The organism is Streptomyces yokosukanensis, assembly GCF_001514035.1.
Classification (GTDB): domain Bacteria; phylum Actinomycetota; class Actinomycetes; order Streptomycetales; family Streptomycetaceae; genus Streptomyces; species Streptomyces yokosukanensis.
Genome location: NZ_KQ948206.1, coordinates 465,362 through 483,041, shown reverse-complemented (window position 1 = coordinate 483,041; position 17,680 = coordinate 465,362). Strand labels below are relative to the sequence as shown.

15 protein-coding genes are annotated in these 17,680 nt (G+C 70.9%); 5 read left to right on the top strand and 10 right to left on the bottom strand.

Going from position 1 to position 17,680, the window contains the following annotated elements:
- Positions 1-141: 141 nt before the first annotated feature.
- Both AQI95_RS02190 and AQI95_RS02185 read left to right on the top strand, forming a co-directional pair.
- A complete protein-coding gene (locus AQI95_RS02190; protein ID WP_067116273.1) occupies positions 142-1,335 on the top strand; it encodes a pyridoxal phosphate-dependent aminotransferase in 1,194 nt (397 codons plus the stop codon).
- Positions 1,336-1,487: 152 nt separating this feature from the next.
- Positions 1,488-2,681 carry a mannosyltransferase family protein gene (locus AQI95_RS02185; RefSeq protein WP_067116270.1) on the top strand — a complete coding sequence of 398 codons (1,194 nt, stop codon included), beginning with the start codon at positions 1,488-1,490 and terminating at the stop codon, positions 2,679-2,681.
- Between the two features lie 15 nt (positions 2,682-2,696).
- On the opposite strand, the gene AQI95_RS02180 is transcribed toward AQI95_RS02185, so the two are convergent.
- Both AQI95_RS02180 and clpB read right to left on the bottom strand, forming a co-directional pair.
- Positions 2,697-3,239, bottom strand: coding sequence for a type III secretion system chaperone family protein (locus AQI95_RS02180; protein ID WP_067116267.1), 543 nt, complete (start codon positions 3,237-3,239; stop codon positions 2,697-2,699).
- A gap of 142 nt (positions 3,240-3,381) precedes the next feature.
- Positions 3,382-5,994 (bottom strand): ATP-dependent chaperone ClpB, encoded by a 2,613-nt coding sequence (gene clpB, locus AQI95_RS02175; protein WP_067116264.1) that lies wholly within the window; start codon positions 5,992-5,994, stop codon positions 3,382-3,384.
- 117 nt (positions 5,995-6,111) lie between these two features.
- On the opposite strand from clpB, the gene AQI95_RS02170 reads away from it, so the two are divergent.
- Positions 6,112-6,504, top strand: a complete 393-nt coding sequence (locus AQI95_RS02170) for a pyridoxamine 5'-phosphate oxidase family protein (protein WP_067116259.1) — start codon at positions 6,112-6,114, stop codon at positions 6,502-6,504.
- Between the two features lie 147 nt (positions 6,505-6,651).
- Here the strand turns inward: AQI95_RS02170 and AQI95_RS02165 are convergent, their stop codons facing one another.
- Positions 6,652-6,987, bottom strand: a complete 336-nt coding sequence (locus AQI95_RS02165) for a Rieske (2Fe-2S) protein (protein WP_067116256.1) — start codon at positions 6,985-6,987, stop codon at positions 6,652-6,654.
- A 370-nt stretch (positions 6,988-7,357) separates the two neighbouring features.
- Here AQI95_RS02165 and AQI95_RS02160 point away from each other — a divergent pair, with 370 nt between their 5' ends.
- A complete protein-coding gene (locus AQI95_RS02160) occupies positions 7,358-8,362 on the top strand; it encodes a helix-turn-helix transcriptional regulator (RefSeq protein WP_079070990.1) in 1,005 nt (334 codons plus the stop codon).
- Between the two features lie 101 nt (positions 8,363-8,463).
- Positions 8,464-9,453, top strand: coding sequence for a helix-turn-helix transcriptional regulator (locus tag AQI95_RS02155; RefSeq protein ID WP_067116250.1), 990 nt, complete (start codon positions 8,464-8,466; stop codon positions 9,451-9,453).
- Here the strand turns inward: AQI95_RS02155 and AQI95_RS02150 are convergent.
- The 7 genes from AQI95_RS02150 to AQI95_RS02120 form a co-directional block, all read right to left on the bottom strand.
- Entirely contained in the window at positions 9,416-10,462 is a 1,047-nt protein-coding gene (locus tag AQI95_RS02150; RefSeq protein WP_079070989.1) for a helix-turn-helix transcriptional regulator, read from the bottom strand. The two genes, AQI95_RS02155 and AQI95_RS02150, sit on opposite strands and share 38 nt — an antisense overlap.
- 374 nt (positions 10,463-10,836) lie before the next feature.
- Positions 10,837-11,943, bottom strand: a complete 1,107-nt coding sequence (locus tag AQI95_RS02145) for a sugar ABC transporter substrate-binding protein (protein WP_067116247.1) — start codon at positions 11,941-11,943, stop codon at positions 10,837-10,839.
- Between the two features lie 235 nt (positions 11,944-12,178).
- Positions 12,179-13,909: a type IV secretory system conjugative DNA transfer family protein gene (locus tag AQI95_RS02140; RefSeq protein WP_067116244.1), complete on the bottom strand. Its 1,731-nt coding sequence runs from the start codon at positions 13,907-13,909 to the stop codon at positions 12,179-12,181.
- A 55-nt stretch (positions 13,910-13,964) separates the two neighbouring features.
- The gene (locus tag AQI95_RS02135) at positions 13,965-16,013 is read right to left on the bottom strand and encodes a peptidoglycan DD-metalloendopeptidase family protein (protein WP_067116241.1); all 2,049 of its coding nucleotides are present in this window, start codon (positions 16,011-16,013) and stop codon (positions 13,965-13,967) included.
- A 6-nt stretch (positions 16,014-16,019) separates the two neighbouring features.
- The gene (locus AQI95_RS02130) at positions 16,020-16,700 is read right to left on the bottom strand and encodes a hypothetical protein (RefSeq protein WP_067116238.1); all 681 of its coding nucleotides are present in this window, start codon (positions 16,698-16,700) and stop codon (positions 16,020-16,022) included.
- Positions 16,701-16,864: 164 nt separating this feature from the next.
- Positions 16,865-17,230 (bottom strand): DUF4913 domain-containing protein, encoded by a 366-nt coding sequence (locus tag AQI95_RS02125; RefSeq protein ID WP_067116234.1) that lies wholly within the window; start codon positions 17,228-17,230, stop codon positions 16,865-16,867.
- Complete coding sequence (locus tag AQI95_RS02120; protein WP_067116231.1) at positions 17,227-17,643, bottom strand: hypothetical protein; 417 nt, start codon at positions 17,641-17,643, stop codon at positions 17,227-17,229. The genes AQI95_RS02125 and AQI95_RS02120 overlap by 4 nt, the downstream gene beginning before the upstream one ends.
- Positions 17,644-17,680 lie beyond the last annotated feature (37 nt).

Here is a 17,680-nt window from a genome sequence, read left to right as displayed (position 1 = left end):
TCAGAGGCTTCTCTCGGGCCATCGGCCCCTGACCTGCACCGCAGCCGACGCCCTGCGACTGGGCCGGCGATGGCGCGTTGCACATGTGCGCAGGCGGCCGACCCGGAAGGCGAGTTGAGGAACTCCGGAGCTGGGCGCAGGATGGCCGCCATGACCTCCAGCGCACGTCCTCACCTCAATCGCCGGCTCGCCGAGTTCGGGACGACGATCTTCGCCGAGATGTCCGCGCTCGCCGTGACGACCGGCTCGATCAACCTCGGCCAGGGCTTTCCCGACACCGACGGCCCCGAGGAGGTCCGGGAGGCCGCGGTGCGGGCGCTGCGCGAGGGCCGCGGCAACCAGTACCCGCCGGGCCCGGGCATCCCTGAGCTGCGCACCGCGATCGCCGCGCACCAGCTGAGCCGCTACGGGCTGTCGTACGACCCCGACACCGAGGTGCTGGTCACGGCGGGCGCGACGGAGGCGATCGCGGCCTCGCTGCTGGCGCTGGTGGAGCCGGGCGACGAGGTGGTGGCCCTGGAGCCGTACTACGACTCCTACGCGGCGAGCATCGCGATGGCGGGCGGCACCCGGGTACCGGTGACCCTGCGGCCGCACTCCGCCGAGGAGGCCGGTTTCCGCCTGGACCTGGACGAGCTGCGCGCGGCCGTCACCGACCGCACCCGGCTGCTGCTGATCAACACCCCGCACAATCCGACCGGGACGGTCCTCACGCGCGCGGAGCTGGCCGCGATCGCCGAGCTGGCGGTCGAGCGGGACCTGCTGGTGGTCACCGACGAGGTCTACGAGCACCTGGTCTTCGACGACGCCGAGCATGTGCCGCTCGCCTCCTTCCCCGGCATGCGCGAGCGCACGGTGACGATCGGCTCGGCCGGCAAGACGTTCTCCTTCACCGGCTGGAAGGTCGGCTGGGTCACGGCCGCGCCGGAGCTGGTCGCCGCGGTCCGCGCGGTGAAGCAGTTCCTGACGTACGTCTCCTCGGGCCCCTTCCAGTACGCGGTCGCGGAGGCGCTCGCCCTGCCCGACTCCTACTTCGAGGAGTTCCGCCGGTCCATGCTGGCCCGCCGGGACATCCTCGCGAAGGGGCTGGCGGAGGCGGGCTTCAGGGTCTTCCGGCCGGCCGGCACCTACTTCATCACCACCGACATCCGCCCCCTCGGCGAGAAGGACGGCTTCGCCTTCTGCCGCGCCCTGCCGGAACGGGCCGGTGTGGTGGCCATCCCCAACGCCGTCTTCTACGACGACCGGGAGGCGGGGGCGCCGTTCGTGAGGTTCGCCTTCTGCAAGAAGGAGGAAGTGCTGCGGGAGGCGGCGGAGCGGCTGCGGGCGCTGTAGGCGCCCCGCGGGAGGCGCGGGGCCGCGTCCGGTGCGCGGACCCGCGGCGTGGGCGCGGCCGGCCACCACCCACCCGCAGACGGGTGACGGCGGACCCCGCAACGGCGCTTCACCGTGCGGCCGTGCCGCACCGTCACGCAGGGTGCGAAGATGTGACCCACGCCAGCACCGCTCTCACCTCCCCCGTAGCCGCGCCGCAGCGGGCGCGGCGCACCCGCACCGGGCCGTCCCTCCTGCGGGCGAGCGTGGTCGCCGTGGGCCTCTTCCTCGGCGCCCGGCTCAGCGGCGCGGCCGTGCTCGCCCTCGTGGCATGCGGCGCGGGCAGACACCCGCTGACGCTGCTCGCCCGGTCCTGGGACTCGGTCTGGTACCTGGGCATCGCCGCGCACGGCTACGGCCACGACCTGCCCTCGCACGATCCGGGCCCGCACAGCGACCTGGCGTTCTTCCCGCTGTACCCGGTGCTGGTGCGGGCCGTGGCCGCGCTGACGCCGCTCGGCGCGGCCGCCACCGGGCTGCTGCTCTCGTGGGCCGCGGCCGCCGTGGCCGCCGCCGGGATCCACACGGTCGGCTCCCGGCTGCACGGGCGGGCCACCGGTCTCGCGCTGGTGCTGCTGTGGGCGCTGCTGCCGCACTCAGTGGTGCTGTCGATGGCGTACACCGAGCCGGTGCTGACCGCGTTCGCGGCCTGGGCCCTGTACGCGGTGCTGGCCGGGAACTGGCTGTGGGCGGGTGCCCTCGCGGCGTTCGCGGGGCTGGCCCGCCCGAACGGGTGCGCGGTCGCCGCCGCGGTGCTCGCCGCGGCCGGTGCCGAGGTGTGGCGGCGGCGCGGAAAGGTTTCCCACAGGCTGTGGACAGGGGCGGCGCTCGCCCCGCTGGGCTGGACGGCGTACGTGCTGTGGGTGGGCCGGCGCAAGGGCGATCTGCTGGGCGGCTACTTCGAGGTGCAGCGGCTGTGGGGGTCGCGGTTCGACTTCGGTCTCGGCGCGCTGCGGTACGTGCGCCTGATGCTGCTGCACGGCAGCCGGTTCGTGGTCCCGATGGCGGTGGCCGTGGTGGCGGCGGGGGCGCTGCTGTACGTGGTGCTGCTGCTGGACCGCGCTCCGCTGCCGCTGCTCGTGCACAGCGGGGTGCTGCTGCTGATCGCGGTCGGCGGGTCGGGGTTCTTCGAGTCCAAGCCGCGGTTCCTGCTGCCGGCGTTCCCGCTGCTGCTGCCGCTCGCCCGGGGGCTGGTGCGGACGGCAAGAGCCCGGCCCTGGCACGCGACCGTGCTGGTCGCGGCCCTGGCCGGGCTCAGCTATCTCTACGGCGCGTACCTGGTGGTGTACTCGCCGACACCGCTGTAGGCGGCGCTGGGGTGCCTACTCGCCGTCGCCCTCGGCGTCACCCTCGGTCCCGTCCGCCTCGTCGACGGCCTCCTCCAGGCCGAGCTGCTCGACGAGCCACTTGTCGAACTCGATCGCGGCCCGCACCCAGCTGACCGTGGAGGAGACGAAGTGGTTGATGTCGACGCCCGTGCCGATCAGCATCTGGGCCTCGCCGATCAGCCGGACGGTGCCGTCGTCGTGGGTGTGGGTGTAGACCTTGGGCCACAGGGTGCGGCGGTTCCAGTCGTCGATGGACTCCAGCAGCTGCGGCTTCTCGTCGATCTTGTGGGGGCGGTCGTAGAACGTCCGCACCGAGAAGACCGCCTGCTCGTCCTCCCCGCGGAACATGAAGTAGGTGCGGAACAGCTCCCACGGCGCCGCGAGGTCGCCCTCCTCGTCGACGACGTACTTCAGCTCCATCTGGTCGAGGAGCTGCTTCACAAGGTCCTGATCCGGGAGGACGGGGCCGGCCGGTCCCTGGGGCTGCGGTTCGGGCTGGCCCCCGAAGTTCGGAATCGAGGACGGGTCGATGCTCACCGTGTTTTTCCCTTCATGGCGGATTCCGTCATCCTCCCCCATGCGGGGAGGGGCGTGGCAAGCCCCGACGGCCCCGTGTCAGCCCAGGGCTGACACGCGGGGCACCGGGCACCGGGGCGCCACAGCCCACGGGTACCCCTGGCTAGAGCGTCTTGCCCGTCGCCGGGCCCACCAGCAGGCCCTCGCCGAAGCGGTCCACGCGGACCGTGTCGCCGTCCTTGACCTCGCCGGAGAGGATCTCCCTGGCGAGGCGGTCGCCGATGGCGGTCTGCACGAGGCGGCGCAGCGGCCGGGCGCCGTAGGCCGGGTCGTTCCCCTCCTCGGCGAGCCAGGCCAGTGCCTCGGGCGTGACGTCCAGGGTGAGCCGACGCTCGGCGAGCCGCCTGCCCAGGCTGTCGATCTGCAGCTGGGCGATCCGCTCCAGCTCGGGCAGGGTGAGGGACGAGAAGATCACCAGGTCGTCGAGCCGGTTGAGGAACTCCGGCTTGAAGGAGGCGCGGACGACCCCCAGGACCTGCTTCTTCTTCTCGTGCTCACTGGTCGAGGGCTCCCCCGGGCCGTGGTCGCTCAGGAACTGACTGCCCAGGTTGGAGGTGAGCACCAGGATGGTGTTGCGGAAGTCGACCGTACGGCCCTGACCGTCCGTCAGGCGGCCGTCGTCCAGCACCTGGAGGAGGATGTCGAAGACCTCCGGGTGGGCCTTCTCCACCTCGTCCAGCAGCACCACGCTGTACGGCCGGCGGCGCACCGCCTCGGTCAGCTGGCCGCCCTCCTCGTAGCCGACGTACCCGGGAGGCGCGCCGACCAGCCGGGCCACGCTGTGCTTCTCGCCGTACTCCGACATGTCGATGCGGACCATGGCCCGCTCGTCGTCGAAGAGGAAGTCCGCGAGCGCCTTGGCGAGTTCGGTCTTGCCGACGCCGGTCGGGCCGAGGAAGAGGAAGGATCCGGTGGGCCGGTCGGGGTCGGCGATGCCCGCGCGGGAGCGTCGTACGGCGTCGCTCACGGCCCGTACGGCCTCGCTCTGGCCGATGAGCCGGCGGCCCAGCTCGTCCTCCATCCGCAGCAGCTTCTGCGTCTCGCCCTCCAGCAGCCGGCCGGCCGGGATGCCGGTCCAGGCGGCGACCACGTCGGCGATGTCGTCGGAGCCGACCTCGTCCTTGACCATGGTGTCCCTGGCGGCCTCCTCCTCGGCCTCGGAGGCGGCCTCCAGCTCCTTCTCCAGCGTGGGGATCTCGCCGTACAGCAGCTTGGCCGCGCGGTCGAAGTCGCCGTCGCGCTGGGCGCGTTCGGCCTGGCCGCGCAGGTCGTCCAGGCGCTCCTTCAGCTCGCCGACCCGGTTGAGGGACTGCTTCTCCTTCTCCCAGCGGGCGGTCAGGCCCCGCAGCTCCTCCTCCTTGTCGGCGAGGTCGCGGCGCAGCTTCTCCAGGCGGGCGAGGGAGGCCGGGTCGGTCTCCTTGCCGATCGCCAGCTCCTCCATCTTCAACCGGTCGACGGCGCGCTGGAGTTCGTCGATCTCGACCGGGGACGAGTCGATCTCCATGCGCAGCCGGGAGGCGGCCTCGTCGACGAGGTCGATGGCCTTGTCGGGCAGGAAGCGGGAGGTGATGTAGCGGTCGGAGAGGGTGGCGGCGGCCACCAGCGCGCTGTCGGCGATCTGCACCTTGTGGTGGGCCTCGTACCGGCCCTTCAGGCCGCGCAGGATCGCGACGGTGTCCTCGACGGTCGGCTCGGCGACCAGCACCTGCTGGAAGCGGCGCTCCAGGGCCGGGTCCTTCTCGATCCGCTCCCGGTACTCGTCCAGGGTGGTCGCGCCCACCATGCGCAGCTCGCCGCGGGCCAGCATGGGCTTGAGCATGTTCCCGGCGTCCATGGCGGAGTCGCCGCCCGCACCGGCCCCGACGACGGTGTGCAGCTCGTCGATGAAGGTGATGATCTGCCCGTCGGAGTCCTTGATCTCGGCGAGCACGGTCTTGAGCCGCTCCTCGAACTCGCCGCGGTACTTGGCCCCGGCGACCATCGCGCCGAGGTCGAGGGAGACGAGCCGCTTGTCCTTGAGCGACTCGGGCACGTCGCCCTTCACGATCCGCTGGGCCAGCCCCTCGACGACGGCGGTCTTGCCGACGCCGGGCTCGCCGATGAGCACGGGGTTGTTCTTGGTCCTCCGGCTCAGCACCTGCACGACCCGCCGGATCTCCTGGTCCCGGCCGATGACCGGATCCAGCCGGCCCTCGCGGGCGGCGGCGGTGAAGTCGGTGCCGAACTTCTCCAGGGCCTTGTACTGGCCCTCGGGGTCGGCGGTGGTCACGCGACGTCCTCCCCTGGCCTTCTTGAAGGCCTCCAGCAGCTTCTTCGCATCGCCCCCCTGGCCGCGCAGCAGCTCACCGGCGGCCCCGCCCTTGGCGGCGATGCCGATGAGCAGATGCTCGGTCGACAGGTACTCGTCACCGAGGTCCTTCGCGCGCTCGCCGGCGTCGGCGAGGACGGCCAGCAGCTCACGGTTGGGCTGCGGGGGCGCGACGGTGGATCCGGTCACGCTCGGCAGGGCGGCCAGGATCTTCTCGGTGCCCGCGCGTACGGCCGCCTGGTCGGCGTCGACGGCCGCGAGCAGGTCGGTGATGTTCTCGTTCTCCTGCCCCTGGAGCAGAGCCAGCAGCAGGTGGGCGGGGGTGAGGTCCGGGTGCCCCTCGGTCACGGCCCGGCTGCTGGCCGCGTTGATCGCGTCCCGGCTCCTGTTGGTCAGCTCGGCGTCCACGTTGTCCGTTCTCCTCCTCGGCCACACTCTCCACTGCTGACTTCACCAGCGTACACAAAGTTGAGTCTATTCCGCTCAAGGTAGGCGGGAAGCCTTGCGGGGACTAGGTTGCGGGGCATGGTGAAGCACTCTGAGCGATACCTGGAGTTCTGGCGAGAACGCCATCTGTGCACGCTGACGACGCTGCGGCCCGACGGCAGCCCGCATGTGGTGCCGGTGGGGGTGACGTACGACGCGGAGGCCGGGCTGGCCAGGGTGATCACCAGCGGGACCAGTGCGAAGGCCCGGCATGTGGGCGCGGCCGGGGCCGAGGGCGCCCGGGTGGCGGTGTGCCAGGTGGACGGCCGGCGCTGGGCCACACTGGAAGGGCGCGCACGGGTGCGGACGGAACCGGACCGGGTCGCGGAGGCGGTGCGCCGCTACGCCGAGCGCTACCAGCGGACGCCGAGACCGAATCCGGCGCGCGTGGTGCTCGAGATCGAGGTGGAGCGGACGCTGGGGAACGGCTGAGATGCCCAAAAACTTTCAGCCACGATGGAAGTGCGCCCATACCCGGATATGTCCCGGCAAACTGCAGCGGCGTCACCGTGTTCAGGTCACGGTGACGCCGCTGCGGGGGGAAGCACCTGAGCGATCTTTTACGACGGGGGAATCGCGTCAGGCACTGCGAGGGGTGGCCGAGATGGTCCTCACGTCCTGGTCCGTCGGCCCGGCAAGCCGATGGTCCCGCTGGTCGAGGTTCACAAAGATCATTCCGTACCGGATGGCACATCGCACCGGCTGGGGCGCGCCACGCGGCTTGCGCAGGCACCGGTACGCTCGCACATCCTCTTCCTCGTCCCGCGTCACGACGACCGGCTCACCGAACACCGTCACCATCAGCGAGTCACCGCTGTGGGGGATGGCGGTGACCAGGTCGATGAAGTGCCAGCCGGAGCGATAGGCCGTGGCCATCTCGCGGCGGAAGGAGCGATCGTCGGGTGGAGTGGTCATGACTCGGCAACCCATGTGCTGTCTCCGGGAGCGACCCATGTGCTGTCACCGGGAGCGAACCAGGTGCTGTCACCCGGGGCAGCGGAGGCCGCGACGACCCATGTGCTGTCACCGGCACCGGCAGCAGACACGGTGCTCGTGCGCCAGGTACTGTCGCCCGCCGTGTCCGCCTTCGCCCCCGCGAGGCCACTCAGCGCCCCGAAGGCCACCACGGCAGAGAAGGCGGCGACAAGCGCCGAGCGAAGCATTTTCTTATGCATAGTCGGCTTCGTCCTCATGTGAAGGTCACCTCTCCCCCGTCCGAATACGACGATGGCCCATTCCGGCACGTCATGGCCACACAATCGATGCATCATGTTCCTGCACGTTCATGACCCTGGGGGGTGGAGATTTGGCAATAAATGAGACCAACCGGACACATCCCCACGGGCTGACCGACCTGTGCGAGGACGGGCGCCGCCTTTACGGGAACGCTCTCCGGACGGGACGCCTAGCCCGTGCGGATGTGGAACCCGCGCCGTGTTTGATGGAGTTCGCCCTCCTTCATCCGGACCCGGACGACCCGAACTGGCTACGCCCGGTGCCCCCGTCGATCGCGCTCGCCCAGCGACTGAACCCGATCGAGCAGGAGATCAAACAGCGCAGGCGCCAGTCGGTCGAACTGTCCGATGCTTTCGAGCCGTTCATGAGCATCAGCGCCCAACCCACGGCCACCACGCACTCGATCACCGTGCTGGAAGGCCTCGACCGGATCAACGCGGCACTGGATCTGGCCACGACCCAGTGCCAGACCGAGATGCTCACCGTGCAGCCGAGCCGCCGACGGCTGGAGCACACCCTGGCGCAAGGGCTGAAACGCGACCGGCCGCTGATCGAGCGGGGTTGCCGCATCCGCACCCTCTACCAGCACCCCGCCCGCTACAGCCCCGAGACGCTCGCCTACGTCGCCCAGTTCACGGACGGCAAGGTGGAGTACCGCACCATCGACGAACTCGTCGAGCGGCTGATCATCTGCGACGAGACCGTGGCCTTCATCCCGACGCGCGACGACGGCGAGATCGCCCTCGAACTCCGGCATCCGGGGCTCGTCCGCTACCTGATCAAGGTCTTCGAGTTCATGTGGGCCCGCGCGGTCCCGCTGAGCGCCGGCGCCCCCTACGAGACCGCCCCCGACGGCATCACGGAGATCCAGCACTCCATCGCCAAGCTGCTGGTCGAGGGACACGTCGACGAGGCCATAGCCCGGCGCCTGGGTATGAACGTCCGCACCTGCCGCGCCCACATCGCCAAGCTCGCCACCGCCCTGGGCAGCGGCAGCAGAGCCCAACTCGGCTTCCTCATAGCGCAGTCGGGGCTCCTCAAGCAGGAGCCCTGACACCCGGCAGCCCGCCGCCGCGCTCGGGAGCGGGAGTCGGGCCCGACCGGGATGTCCCACGGGGCGGTCCGGCATCCTTGGTCGCAGGGGGAGGTGAGCCCGTGACGCATCGGGAGCACGGTGTCGAGGAGTTGTGTGCCGCCGGACAGGAGGTGTACGAGCGCGCCCTGCGCGCGGGACGGATCCCCGTCGCCGACGCCTCCGACGTACCCTGTCTGACCGGCTTCGGCCTGCTCCATCCGGCCCTCGACGATCTCGGGCTGCTCGAACCGGTGGCGCCCGCCGCGGCGCTGCACCGGCTGCTGCGCACCTCCGCGGCACGCGTCGCCGAGGAACGGCGGCGCGAGGACCGGCTCGTGTCACGGTTCGAACCGCTCATGCGGATCGACGTACGGCAGACCCCCGGCACCGGCACCGGCACCTCGATGCTGCGACTGCTCAGCGGCACCGAGCAGATCAACCGGGCCATCACCGACGCGATGGTCGACGCCACCGAGGAGTCCCTCACCATCCAGCCGCACTCCGGCCTGACCGGCCCACGCGGCGAGGCGGCCCGCGACACCGCCTTCCCGCGCGACCAGGCCCTGCTGGACCGCGGCGGCCGTATTCGCGTCCTCTACCAGCACACCCTGCGCCATGTGCCGCTCGTCTACGGGCCGCTGGAGTACTTCCGGCACGGCGACACCGAGGCCCGCAGCCTCGACGAGGTGCCGGACCGGCTCATCGTCATCGACCGCAAGGTCGCCTTCGTCCCCGCCGCCGACGACGGCACGATGGCCCTGGAGGTCCGCCACCCGGCCCTGATCAAGTACTTCGTCACGACCTTCGACCGGCTCTGGCGACTGGCCACGCCGATGTTCCCGAAGGCGGTGCAGCCACCGTCGGTGGACGGCGTCACGCCCCGCCAGCGCGCCATCGCGGCCCTCCTGGTCGAGGGCCACACGGACGCCGTCATCGCCGATCGCCTCGGCATGAACGTCCGTACCGCCCGGCTGCACATCGCCAAGCTCGCCGCCACCCTCGGCAGCGACAGCCGCGCCCAGCTGGGCTATCTCATCGCACGCTCGGGGATTCTTGATCGGAAGCCGTGAGCGCGCCGGCCGGCAGCGCGGGGCCGCGCTGGCGGTCCAGGCCGACCTGGGCGATCCGCACGCCCAGTTGGGTACGGCTGGCCGCGCCGAGGGTCTCCGACAGGCGGGCGATGTGGGCGCGGCAGGTGCGCACGCTGATGCCGAGCCGTTCGGCGATCACGGCGTCCTGGTGGCCCTCGGCGAGCAGCGCGGCGATGGACTGCTCGCGGTGCGAGATGCCCTCGATGCCGGTGTCGGGGAGCGGCGCCGTGAGCGGGATCGCGAGGCGCCAGAGGCGTTCGAAGACCGTCAGCAGGTACTCCACGAGGGCCGGGTGGCGCAGTTCCAGGGCCATCGTGCGGTCCGCGTTGGCGGGGATGAAGGCCACCGTGCGGTCGAAGAGGATCAGCCGGTCGATCACCTCGTCCAGCGTCCTGGCCTCGACCGTGTCGCCCATCAGTTCCAGGTAGTTGAGCAGGCCCTGGCCGTGCCGGGCGACATGCGTGTACAGGTCGCGCATGCGCACGCCCCGGCCGCGCAGGGCGAGCGCCCGGTGCAGCCCCTCGGTCAGCTCGGCCTCCCGGCGGATGCCGCCGGGCTGCACGGTGAGCACCTCGGTGGTGCACGCCTCGGTCGCCTCGTCCATCGCGGCCTGGATCCGGGAGAGCCCGTCCAGCACCCGGATCGCACTGCCCTCGGCCGGTGCGGCCAGCGCGCCCAGCTGACGGCCGAGGCCGGCGTACCACTCGAAGGCGGCAACCGCCGAGCCCACCCGCCGCTGGCTCTCACTGACCTCGTCGTACACCCCGCGCAACAGCCTGGTCATGACCTCCTGCGGCGAGGTCGGCACCAGCCAGTCCATGTCGTCGGGGTCCGGGTGCAGCAGGGCCAGCTCCAGCAGGCAGGGCACCGTCTCGGCATCGGTGCGCGGCACGCGCCCGCGGCGTACGGCCCGTGAATACACCCGGTCCCCGGCCGCGCACAGTCGGTCGGCGCCGTGTGGATGCTGCTCCGCCCCACGCCCGGCCATCGTGCATTTCACCCCCGGTGTGCTGCCACTTCCGCAGCGCAACTATGCGCGGCGCCGACCGGGTCCGCAACACGGCTCCCCCCAACAGGGCTGCCGCAAAGCGCTGTTATGTCCGGGTATCAGCCAGGCTCCACCCCTCGCATTGCAACAAGCTGATGGTGGTGGGGCGGTCCACGTCACGGCATCGTTGATCCCGCTTCCCCCGGGTGTCGCAGAGCATCCGGCACGGCATCGCGTTCACGGGGGTGACGCGATGCGGGGGGCGCCGCGCGGGACGTTCCGCGCCCACAGCCCCGCGCCCGCGCGGGGCTGCCGCGCTTCCGGCCTCCAGGCCGAACGTCACCCCAGGGCAGTCGTCACCCCCGGGGCGATCGTCACTTCAGCCCGATCGTCGCGCAGGCCACCTTGTACTTGGCGGTGCAGATGTCGTCGATGGTGTAGATGCCGTCCGCGACGACCGTGGACTTGATGTTGGCCTTGGTCAGGGCGGTCGGCTGGATCAGCTTGGCCGGGATGCCCTTGGCGGTGGGGCTGTCGACCTTGTCCTGGGTGAGCGCGTCGAACTGGATGTCCTTGCCCTGGACCCTGGCGACGGCCATCTGCGCGGCGGCCTCGGCCTCGTCCGGGTAGGGCTTGTAGACGCTCATGTACTGCTCGCCGGCCACGATCCGCTGGACCGCGTCGAGTTCCGCGTCCTGGCCGGTGATCGGGGGCAGGCTGGTGACACCGGCGGCCTTCAGGGCCTTGATGACGCCGCCCGCCATGCCGTCGTTGGCGGCGTAGACACCGGCGATGTTGCCCTTGCCGATCGCGTTGATCGCCTTGGCCATGTTGGCCTCTGCGTTCTCCGGCTTCCAGCCCACGGTGTCGTACGTCGCCGCGACGGTCACCTTGCCGTTCAGCTCGGAGAGCGCACCCTCCTTGAACTGCTTGGCGTTCGGGTCGGTGAGCGAGCCGTTCATCATGACGATCTCGTCGGAGGAGCCGGCACCCGACCCGAGGGCCTGCAGCAGGGTGCGGCCCTGCACCTCGCCGACCAGCTCGTTGTCGAAGGAGACGTAGGCGTCGATCGGGCCCTCGGCGAGACGGTCGTAGGCGATGACCGGAATGCCCGCGTCCTTGGCCTTCTTCACCTCGGAGGCGACGGCGTGCGAGTCGACGGCGTCGAGCAGGACGACATCGACCTTGTCGTCGATCATCTTCTGCAGCTGCGAGGCCTGTTCGGAGGCGTTGGCGTTCGCGTTCGCGTACTCGACCGTGCCCTTCTTGCCCGTGAGTTCGGCGACCGTGCTCTTGATGATGGGGTAGTCGAACTTGTCGTAGCGGGTGTTGGTCTTCTCCGGCAGCAGCAGCCCCACGGTCAGGTCGTCGCCCTTGCTCGGGCTCGCGTCCGCGCCGTCCCCCGTCGCGTTCAGCACGCCACAACCGGCGAGCGAGAGGGTCATCGTGGATGCGGCCACGGACAGGGCGATACGACGCATTCGAGAGCTCACTTCAGGTGCGTTCCGGACGTAGGGCTGCTATACGACCCAGGTGTCTGAAAAGACAACGCGGAGGCCACACCCGCCGTCAAGCAAAACCACTTAACGAGATGGCAACATCACTGTCAGCTCCGCCGGTGAAGGTATGGCAAGACCCCGCGAATTCACCTTCAAACGCCCTTTACGGACCCTTCACCGGCCGCCCCATCTCGTACACGTGACCGAACATTCTCGGTCAGCGCGCCCCCGGGTCGTACTTGCGCAGGGACGTCTGGACCTCGGCCGCGTAGGGGCCCTCCCACCACGGGATCGTCTCGACCAGGACCGGCTTGGTGCCGGAGGCGAGGACCAGGGCGCGGCCGGGGGGCATGGCTCCGAGGTCGGAGACCTGCAGGACGCGTTCGCGGCGGACGGACTCGCTGACCGTGCGGTTGCCGGACCAGCCGTACGGCTCCGACTCCCGGCTGGTCTGGTACTCACGCAGTTCGAACTCGCCCGCCAGCTCGCTCAGATCGCCCAGGAACCGGGTGTCGGAGACACCACCGCCGTACACCCGGACGTTCGCCGCGGACCACAGCTTCTCCATGCCGCGCTCGCCCCACACCTCGATGCCCTGCGCCCAGGACTGCAGGATCGTCATCAGGACGATGCCGCGTGAGCCGTAGTGCGAGTACAGGTCGGGCAGGGTGCGCCAGCGGCACACGTTGGCGGCCTCGTCCAGGACACCGATCAGCGGCAGCGGGAGCCGGCCGCCGCGCTGGGTGGTGGCGTACTCCTCGGCGGCCTCGACCACCGCCACGGTGAGCGCGGTCACCAGCGGGCCCGCGCTGTCGCGCCCCTCGCGGGACAGGGAGTACAGCGTGCCGCCGGTGCGGACGAAGGCGTGCGGGTCGAACTCGGGCGCGCGGGGGTCGTCGGGCGGGGTCACCCAGCGGTTGACCTCGGGGTTGATCAGGCAGGACGCCATCTGCTGGGCCACGCCGTAGATACCGCTGCGCTGCTTGTCCGGCGCGGTGATGACGCCGTTCAGCCCGTCGGCGGCCATGGTGTGCCCGGCGGAGCGCAGGATCCGCTCCGGGGTGTCGTCCTTGGGGCTGGACAGCCAGGTGTAGATCTGGGTGACGGGCGCCTCGGCGCAGGCGGCGGCGAGCAGCAGATTGGCCAGCAGGTCCTGTCCCGCCGGGTCGAAGAAGGCGTCGGTGGAGGCGTTCGCGTCCCGCGAGCCGGACGCGAAGTGGTCGGCCATCTTCCGCGCCTTGGCGACGTCGGTGACGTACGACAGCGGGTTCCACCACCAGCTCGGCGCCTCCGCCGCCACCTGCTGCGGGTCGAAGACCCACACCGGGCCGCGGGCGGCGCGCGGACCGCGCGTGGCGTCCACGATGTCCCGCTTGTTGGAGGTGACGAGGACCGCGCCGGGTCCGTCCAGGATCGCCGGGATCGCCCGCCGGGTGGTCTTGCCGGTGCGCGGCCCCCAGATGTCGACGTGCATGTCCTCGTACGAGCCGAACAGCGGCTGGCGGCCCTTGACCGACCGGCCGATGAACACGCCCGGGGTGCGCGCCTGCACACCGAGCCGCTCGGCGGTGGCCGCCGCGCCCTTCATCGTCAGCTTGCCCAACTCCTCGCCCTTCGCGAGGTGCTGGGCCGCCCCGTCGACGCCGGGACGGTTGCGCCGGCGCGCCCGCAGCCGGTAGCCGGCCAGCAGCACGACCCCGAGCAGCAGGGCCTCCCCCGCCGCGACCGCACTGGCCGCGGAACCAGGCCAGCGGTAGTCGCCCTTGACCATCGCGACGAGGAACGACAGGGGATTGCCGGGCGGTTCGGGGGCGTGGGCGAACGGCGCGCCCAGCTCGGCGGCCAGCCAGGCGCCGCTGACGCCCAGCAGCACGACCGCGATCAGGACGACGATCTCCATCGTCCAGTCGTCTTCGGCGCGGGGCTTCTTCTGCTGTTCCGTGGTCACCCGCGGGATCCTTTCTGCGGAGCGAGGACGAAGGGGTCCCGGTCGGCCGGGGCGCCTACGCTCCCTTCTCGTTGCCGTTGCTCTCCACCGGGTCGGTGCCCTTGGGGATCGGCACCCGGTAGACGCCGGTGATCTTGTCCTGGACGTCCCAGGTGCTGAACTCGACCGTCTTGCCCGGCCGCGGAGCGTGGATGATCTTGTGGCCCTTGGGGTCCCAGACCAGGCCGACGTGTCCCGAACGGCCGTTGCCCTCGGGCCGGAAGAAGATCACGTCGCCGGGCTGGGCCTGCGCGAGCGGCACCTCGTACTTGCTGAGGTACGGCTGCTGGTCGTAGGTGGTCGAACCGATGTCGATCTTCCCGCCGCTGGCCATGTAGTACGCCCACTCGGTGAAGCTGGAGCAGTCGAAGCTGGTCGGGTTCTGGCCCTGCAGCCGCGGGGCGCCGAACACGTACGGCACACCGGTCCCGCGCTGCGCCCAGCCGAGGACCGCGCGGACCACCGGGTCGTCGGAGTCCGGGATGACACCGGAGGCACCGGCACCGTCGGGCGGGACGTTCGCGCCGCCGCCACCCGCCGCGCAGTCGGCGTAGCGGCTGTCACGGCCCTTGCCGCCGGAGTCGGAACCGGGAACGGTCCCGTAGTCCGGGTTGGCGGTGACCCGGCCCTTCATCCAGTCCACCGGGTCGACCATGCCCGGCCCCTGGTCCTGGCCGGCGACGAACGGGTCGTCGACGCCGGGGACGCGGACCTCCCAGTGCAGATGAGGACCGGTCACGTTGCCGGTGGCGCCGACCGTGCCGATCAGGTCACCGCGCTTGACGCTCTGGCCCATGGACACCTTGATCGTGGTCTGGTGGGCGTAGAGCGTGATGACACCGTCGGCGTGCTCGATCTCCGTCATGTTGCCGTACGAGCCGCCGGGACCGGCGTGCACGACCTTGCCGTCGGCCGGGGCGTAGATCGGCGTGCCGGCGGACGCCACCAGGTCCTGGCCGGTGTGGTAGCCGAGGCTCCACATGTTGCCGTTCTGGTGGTACGGGGTGCCGAGCGTGTACGTGCCCTGCTTCATCGGCCACTGCCAGTCCTTGCCACCGGTGGCAGGGTCGGCGGCGGGCACGGCGTACGCGGCCGCAGCCATGGCGGTCACCGTCTTGCCGCCGCTGCCGTCCAGCGGCGGCGTCGACCAGGAACGCGGCGTACTGGCGGCGATGTTCAGCGCACTGTCCGGCTGGGCGTTGTTGTCGACCGGCTCGGGGATGTCCGACCGCGTACCCAGCGTCGGGAACGAGGGGTTCTTGTCGATGGTGTCCTTCAGGTGCGCGTACCAGCGCTTGATGAGGTCCTGGTCGCCGGTGAGCACACCGCGGTAGCGGGCTGCCTGGGTGAGGACGACCCGCGGGTAGACGGTGTTGGAGGCGGTGGAACCCGAGTAGGACAGCAGCGCCTTCCATGGCTGGGTCTCGGCGTGCAGCGCGTGCAGGTAGTTGGCGGCGCCCCAGGCGGCGTCGTCGACGCTGTACAGGTCCTTCTTGCCGTCGCCGTTGCCGTCGGCGCCGTACTCGCTCCAGGCGGGGTGGCCGAACTGCAGGATGCCCATGTAGCCGAGCGAGTTGGCGCCGCCCGGTGCCGCTGAGGGGTCCTGGCCGTACTTGGTCTCCTGGTACATCTGCCCGACGATGAGCGTCCAGTCGAGGCCGTCGTAGCGCGCGGCGGCGCGCATGGCCGCCAGGATCATCCTCGGCGGTATCTCGGCACGGGCCGTATCGCTCGGCATGTACATCTTGCCGGCCGGCATGATCGGGTTGGTGGCGGCGGCGTCACCGGTGTTGCCGGCGTTGGCGTTGTCCTTGTAGTCGCCGCACGCGGCCTCGGCCACACCGGCCGACATGCCACCCAGCATGGCGCCCAGCAGGACCATGACGAGTCCGACGATTCCGGCGATCGGCAAAAGTCCGCCGCCGGCGATCCACATCCACTTGCGGTTGTTCTTCCCGCCCCCACCGGAGCCCTTGCCACCCGGAGCCGCCTGCCTGGCCGCCTTCGCCGCCTTGGCGACCTTCGCCGCCCTGCTGGCGGCGGCCAGCACCGCCGGAGCAACCATGGCGACTCACGCCCCCGAATCGTCGGAGGCGCCCACGTCACCGAGGCCGAAGACGTCGAATCCCGACACGAGCCATCGGCCGTCGACCTCCTTGACGGACACCAGCCACCGGTTGGACTCCGTGGTGGTCCTGCCGTCCGCGGTGCGCGTGGCGGTCACCTTGACCAGGCTGGAGATCGACCGGCCGCTGCCGCGCACCAGGTCGGACGAGACGATGGCGTCGCGTACGACGACAGCCGTGCCCTTGGCGGAGCACCGCTCGGCCTGGCAGGTCGCCCACTCCTTGCCGGTGGGCAGGGAGGTGACCTGCTTCATCCGGGTGTCGTTCGTGGTGAGACGCAGCAGCGGGGCGCTCCAGGCGGACGTACCGGTGGTGTGGTCGTAGGTGTTGAGGCCGGCCATGTACTGCGCCATGGCCTCGTGGGCGGCGGTGGCCTCGGCTGACGTCATGATCGGGTCGACCGCGCCGCCCTTCGCGTCGTCGGCGCCGGAGTCCGCCGCCTCACCCGAACCCGAGCCCGAACCGCCCGGTCCGGTCGTGGCGGTGGGCGCCGGGGAACCGCCGCCCTCGTCGCCTCCGTCGCTCCCGTCGAAGACGGTGAACACAGTGAGCACGGCGACCAAGAGAACGCCGAGCACTGCCAGGGCCAGCAGCCCCGTGCGCTTGTTCTCCTCAGGCAACTCCACGTTCCCGCGCCTTCCTTGTGCGAGCCGGTACGGCGGGTGACCGGGACACGGTAGGGGGAGGCCAGTCGGCCGGGGCAGCGGGAATTCCCGGCGGGAAAGGTGCCGGGGGAGGGAATGGGGAAAGCAGAGGAAAACGGGGTCCGCGGGCGGCGCCCGAACACCGGTCACACCGGTCGTGCGTCCACCGGCAGCGGGTCGAACGGGTAGGCCGTGTGGCCGTCCTTGGGGGAACAGACCGCGAACGGGCCGTTGTCCGGGTCCATCAGGACCCGCAGATGGGGGTCGGCGTGGTGCAGCCACCACGTCGACATGCCGAGCGCCGGATCCTGGCGCAGGTGCTCCCAGGCGAGCCACAGCGCGGAGAGCCGGGCACCGGCCTCGGGGTGCTCCCACCAGGTGGGGCACCAGGTGGTGGAAGTGCCGTTGACGCGGCGGCGGATCACCTGGGCGAGGTAGTCGGAGACGAAAGCGTAGACGTCCGGGAAGTGGAACTGCGGCTCTTCTTGAGGCTGTTCGTCGGCGGCGTTCATCGTTCCACTCCTGCGGGCTGCTGCTCGGGCATCGGGCACGGCATGGTGAGGGCCGCGGCCGGGTTGAGGACTCCATGACCGGCGGTCGGGCCACGCGCGGCGGCGGCCAGAACCGCGCCGTTGTCCTGCGGACCCGACGCGGTCACCCGCCAGCACGCCGTCAGGCCGGCACTGACCAGGGGGCTTCCGTATGTGGTGGTGTTGCCGAAGGACAACTCCCCACCGGTCGTCGTACGGACCCGCAACTGCCGGTCGAACGTCAGCGGCTCCCAGCCGTATCGCCCGCACCACTCCCGCAACTCGTTCGCGCTCTGCGGCGGCCCCGCCCACACGGAAGCCCAGTCGACCTCCCGCAGCACGGCCAGCTCGGCGGCGAGGTCCTGCGGGTCGCGTCCCGTCGTCTCCGTCAGCATGTGGTTTCTCCCGGCCGGTCGAGCGGTCAGGTCAGGT

Bases quoted from the DNA above. Each gene is read 5' to 3' on its own strand.
- AQI95_RS02190 (WP_067116273.1), top strand. From the start codon at position 142: ATGGCCGCCATGACCTCCAGCGCACGTCCTCACCTCAATCGCCGGCTC.
- AQI95_RS02170 (WP_067116259.1), top strand. From the start codon at position 6,112: ATGGTGAAGCACTCTGAGCGATACCTGGAGTTCTGGCGAGAACGCCAT.
- AQI95_RS02165 (WP_067116256.1), bottom strand. From the start codon at position 6,987: ATGACCACTCCACCCGACGATCGCTCCTTCCGCCGCGAGATGGCCACG.
- AQI95_RS02160 (WP_079070990.1), top strand. From the start codon at position 7,358: ATGACCCTGGGGGGTGGAGATTTGGCAATAAATGAGACCAACCGGACA.
- AQI95_RS02150 (WP_079070989.1), bottom strand. From the start codon at position 10,462: ATGGCCGGGCGTGGGGCGGAGCAGCATCCACACGGCGCCGACCGACTG.
- AQI95_RS02145 (WP_067116247.1), bottom strand. From the start codon at position 11,943: ATGCGTCGTATCGCCCTGTCCGTGGCCGCATCCACGATGACCCTCTCG.
- AQI95_RS02135 (WP_067116241.1), bottom strand. From the start codon at position 16,013: ATGGTTGCTCCGGCGGTGCTGGCCGCCGCCAGCAGGGCGGCGAAGGTC.
- AQI95_RS02125 (WP_067116234.1), bottom strand. From the start codon at position 17,230: ATGAACGCCGCCGACGAACAGCCTCAAGAAGAGCCGCAGTTCCACTTC.
- AQI95_RS02120 (WP_067116231.1), bottom strand. From the start codon at position 17,643: ATGCTGACGGAGACGACGGGACGCGACCCGCAGGACCTCGCCGCCGAG.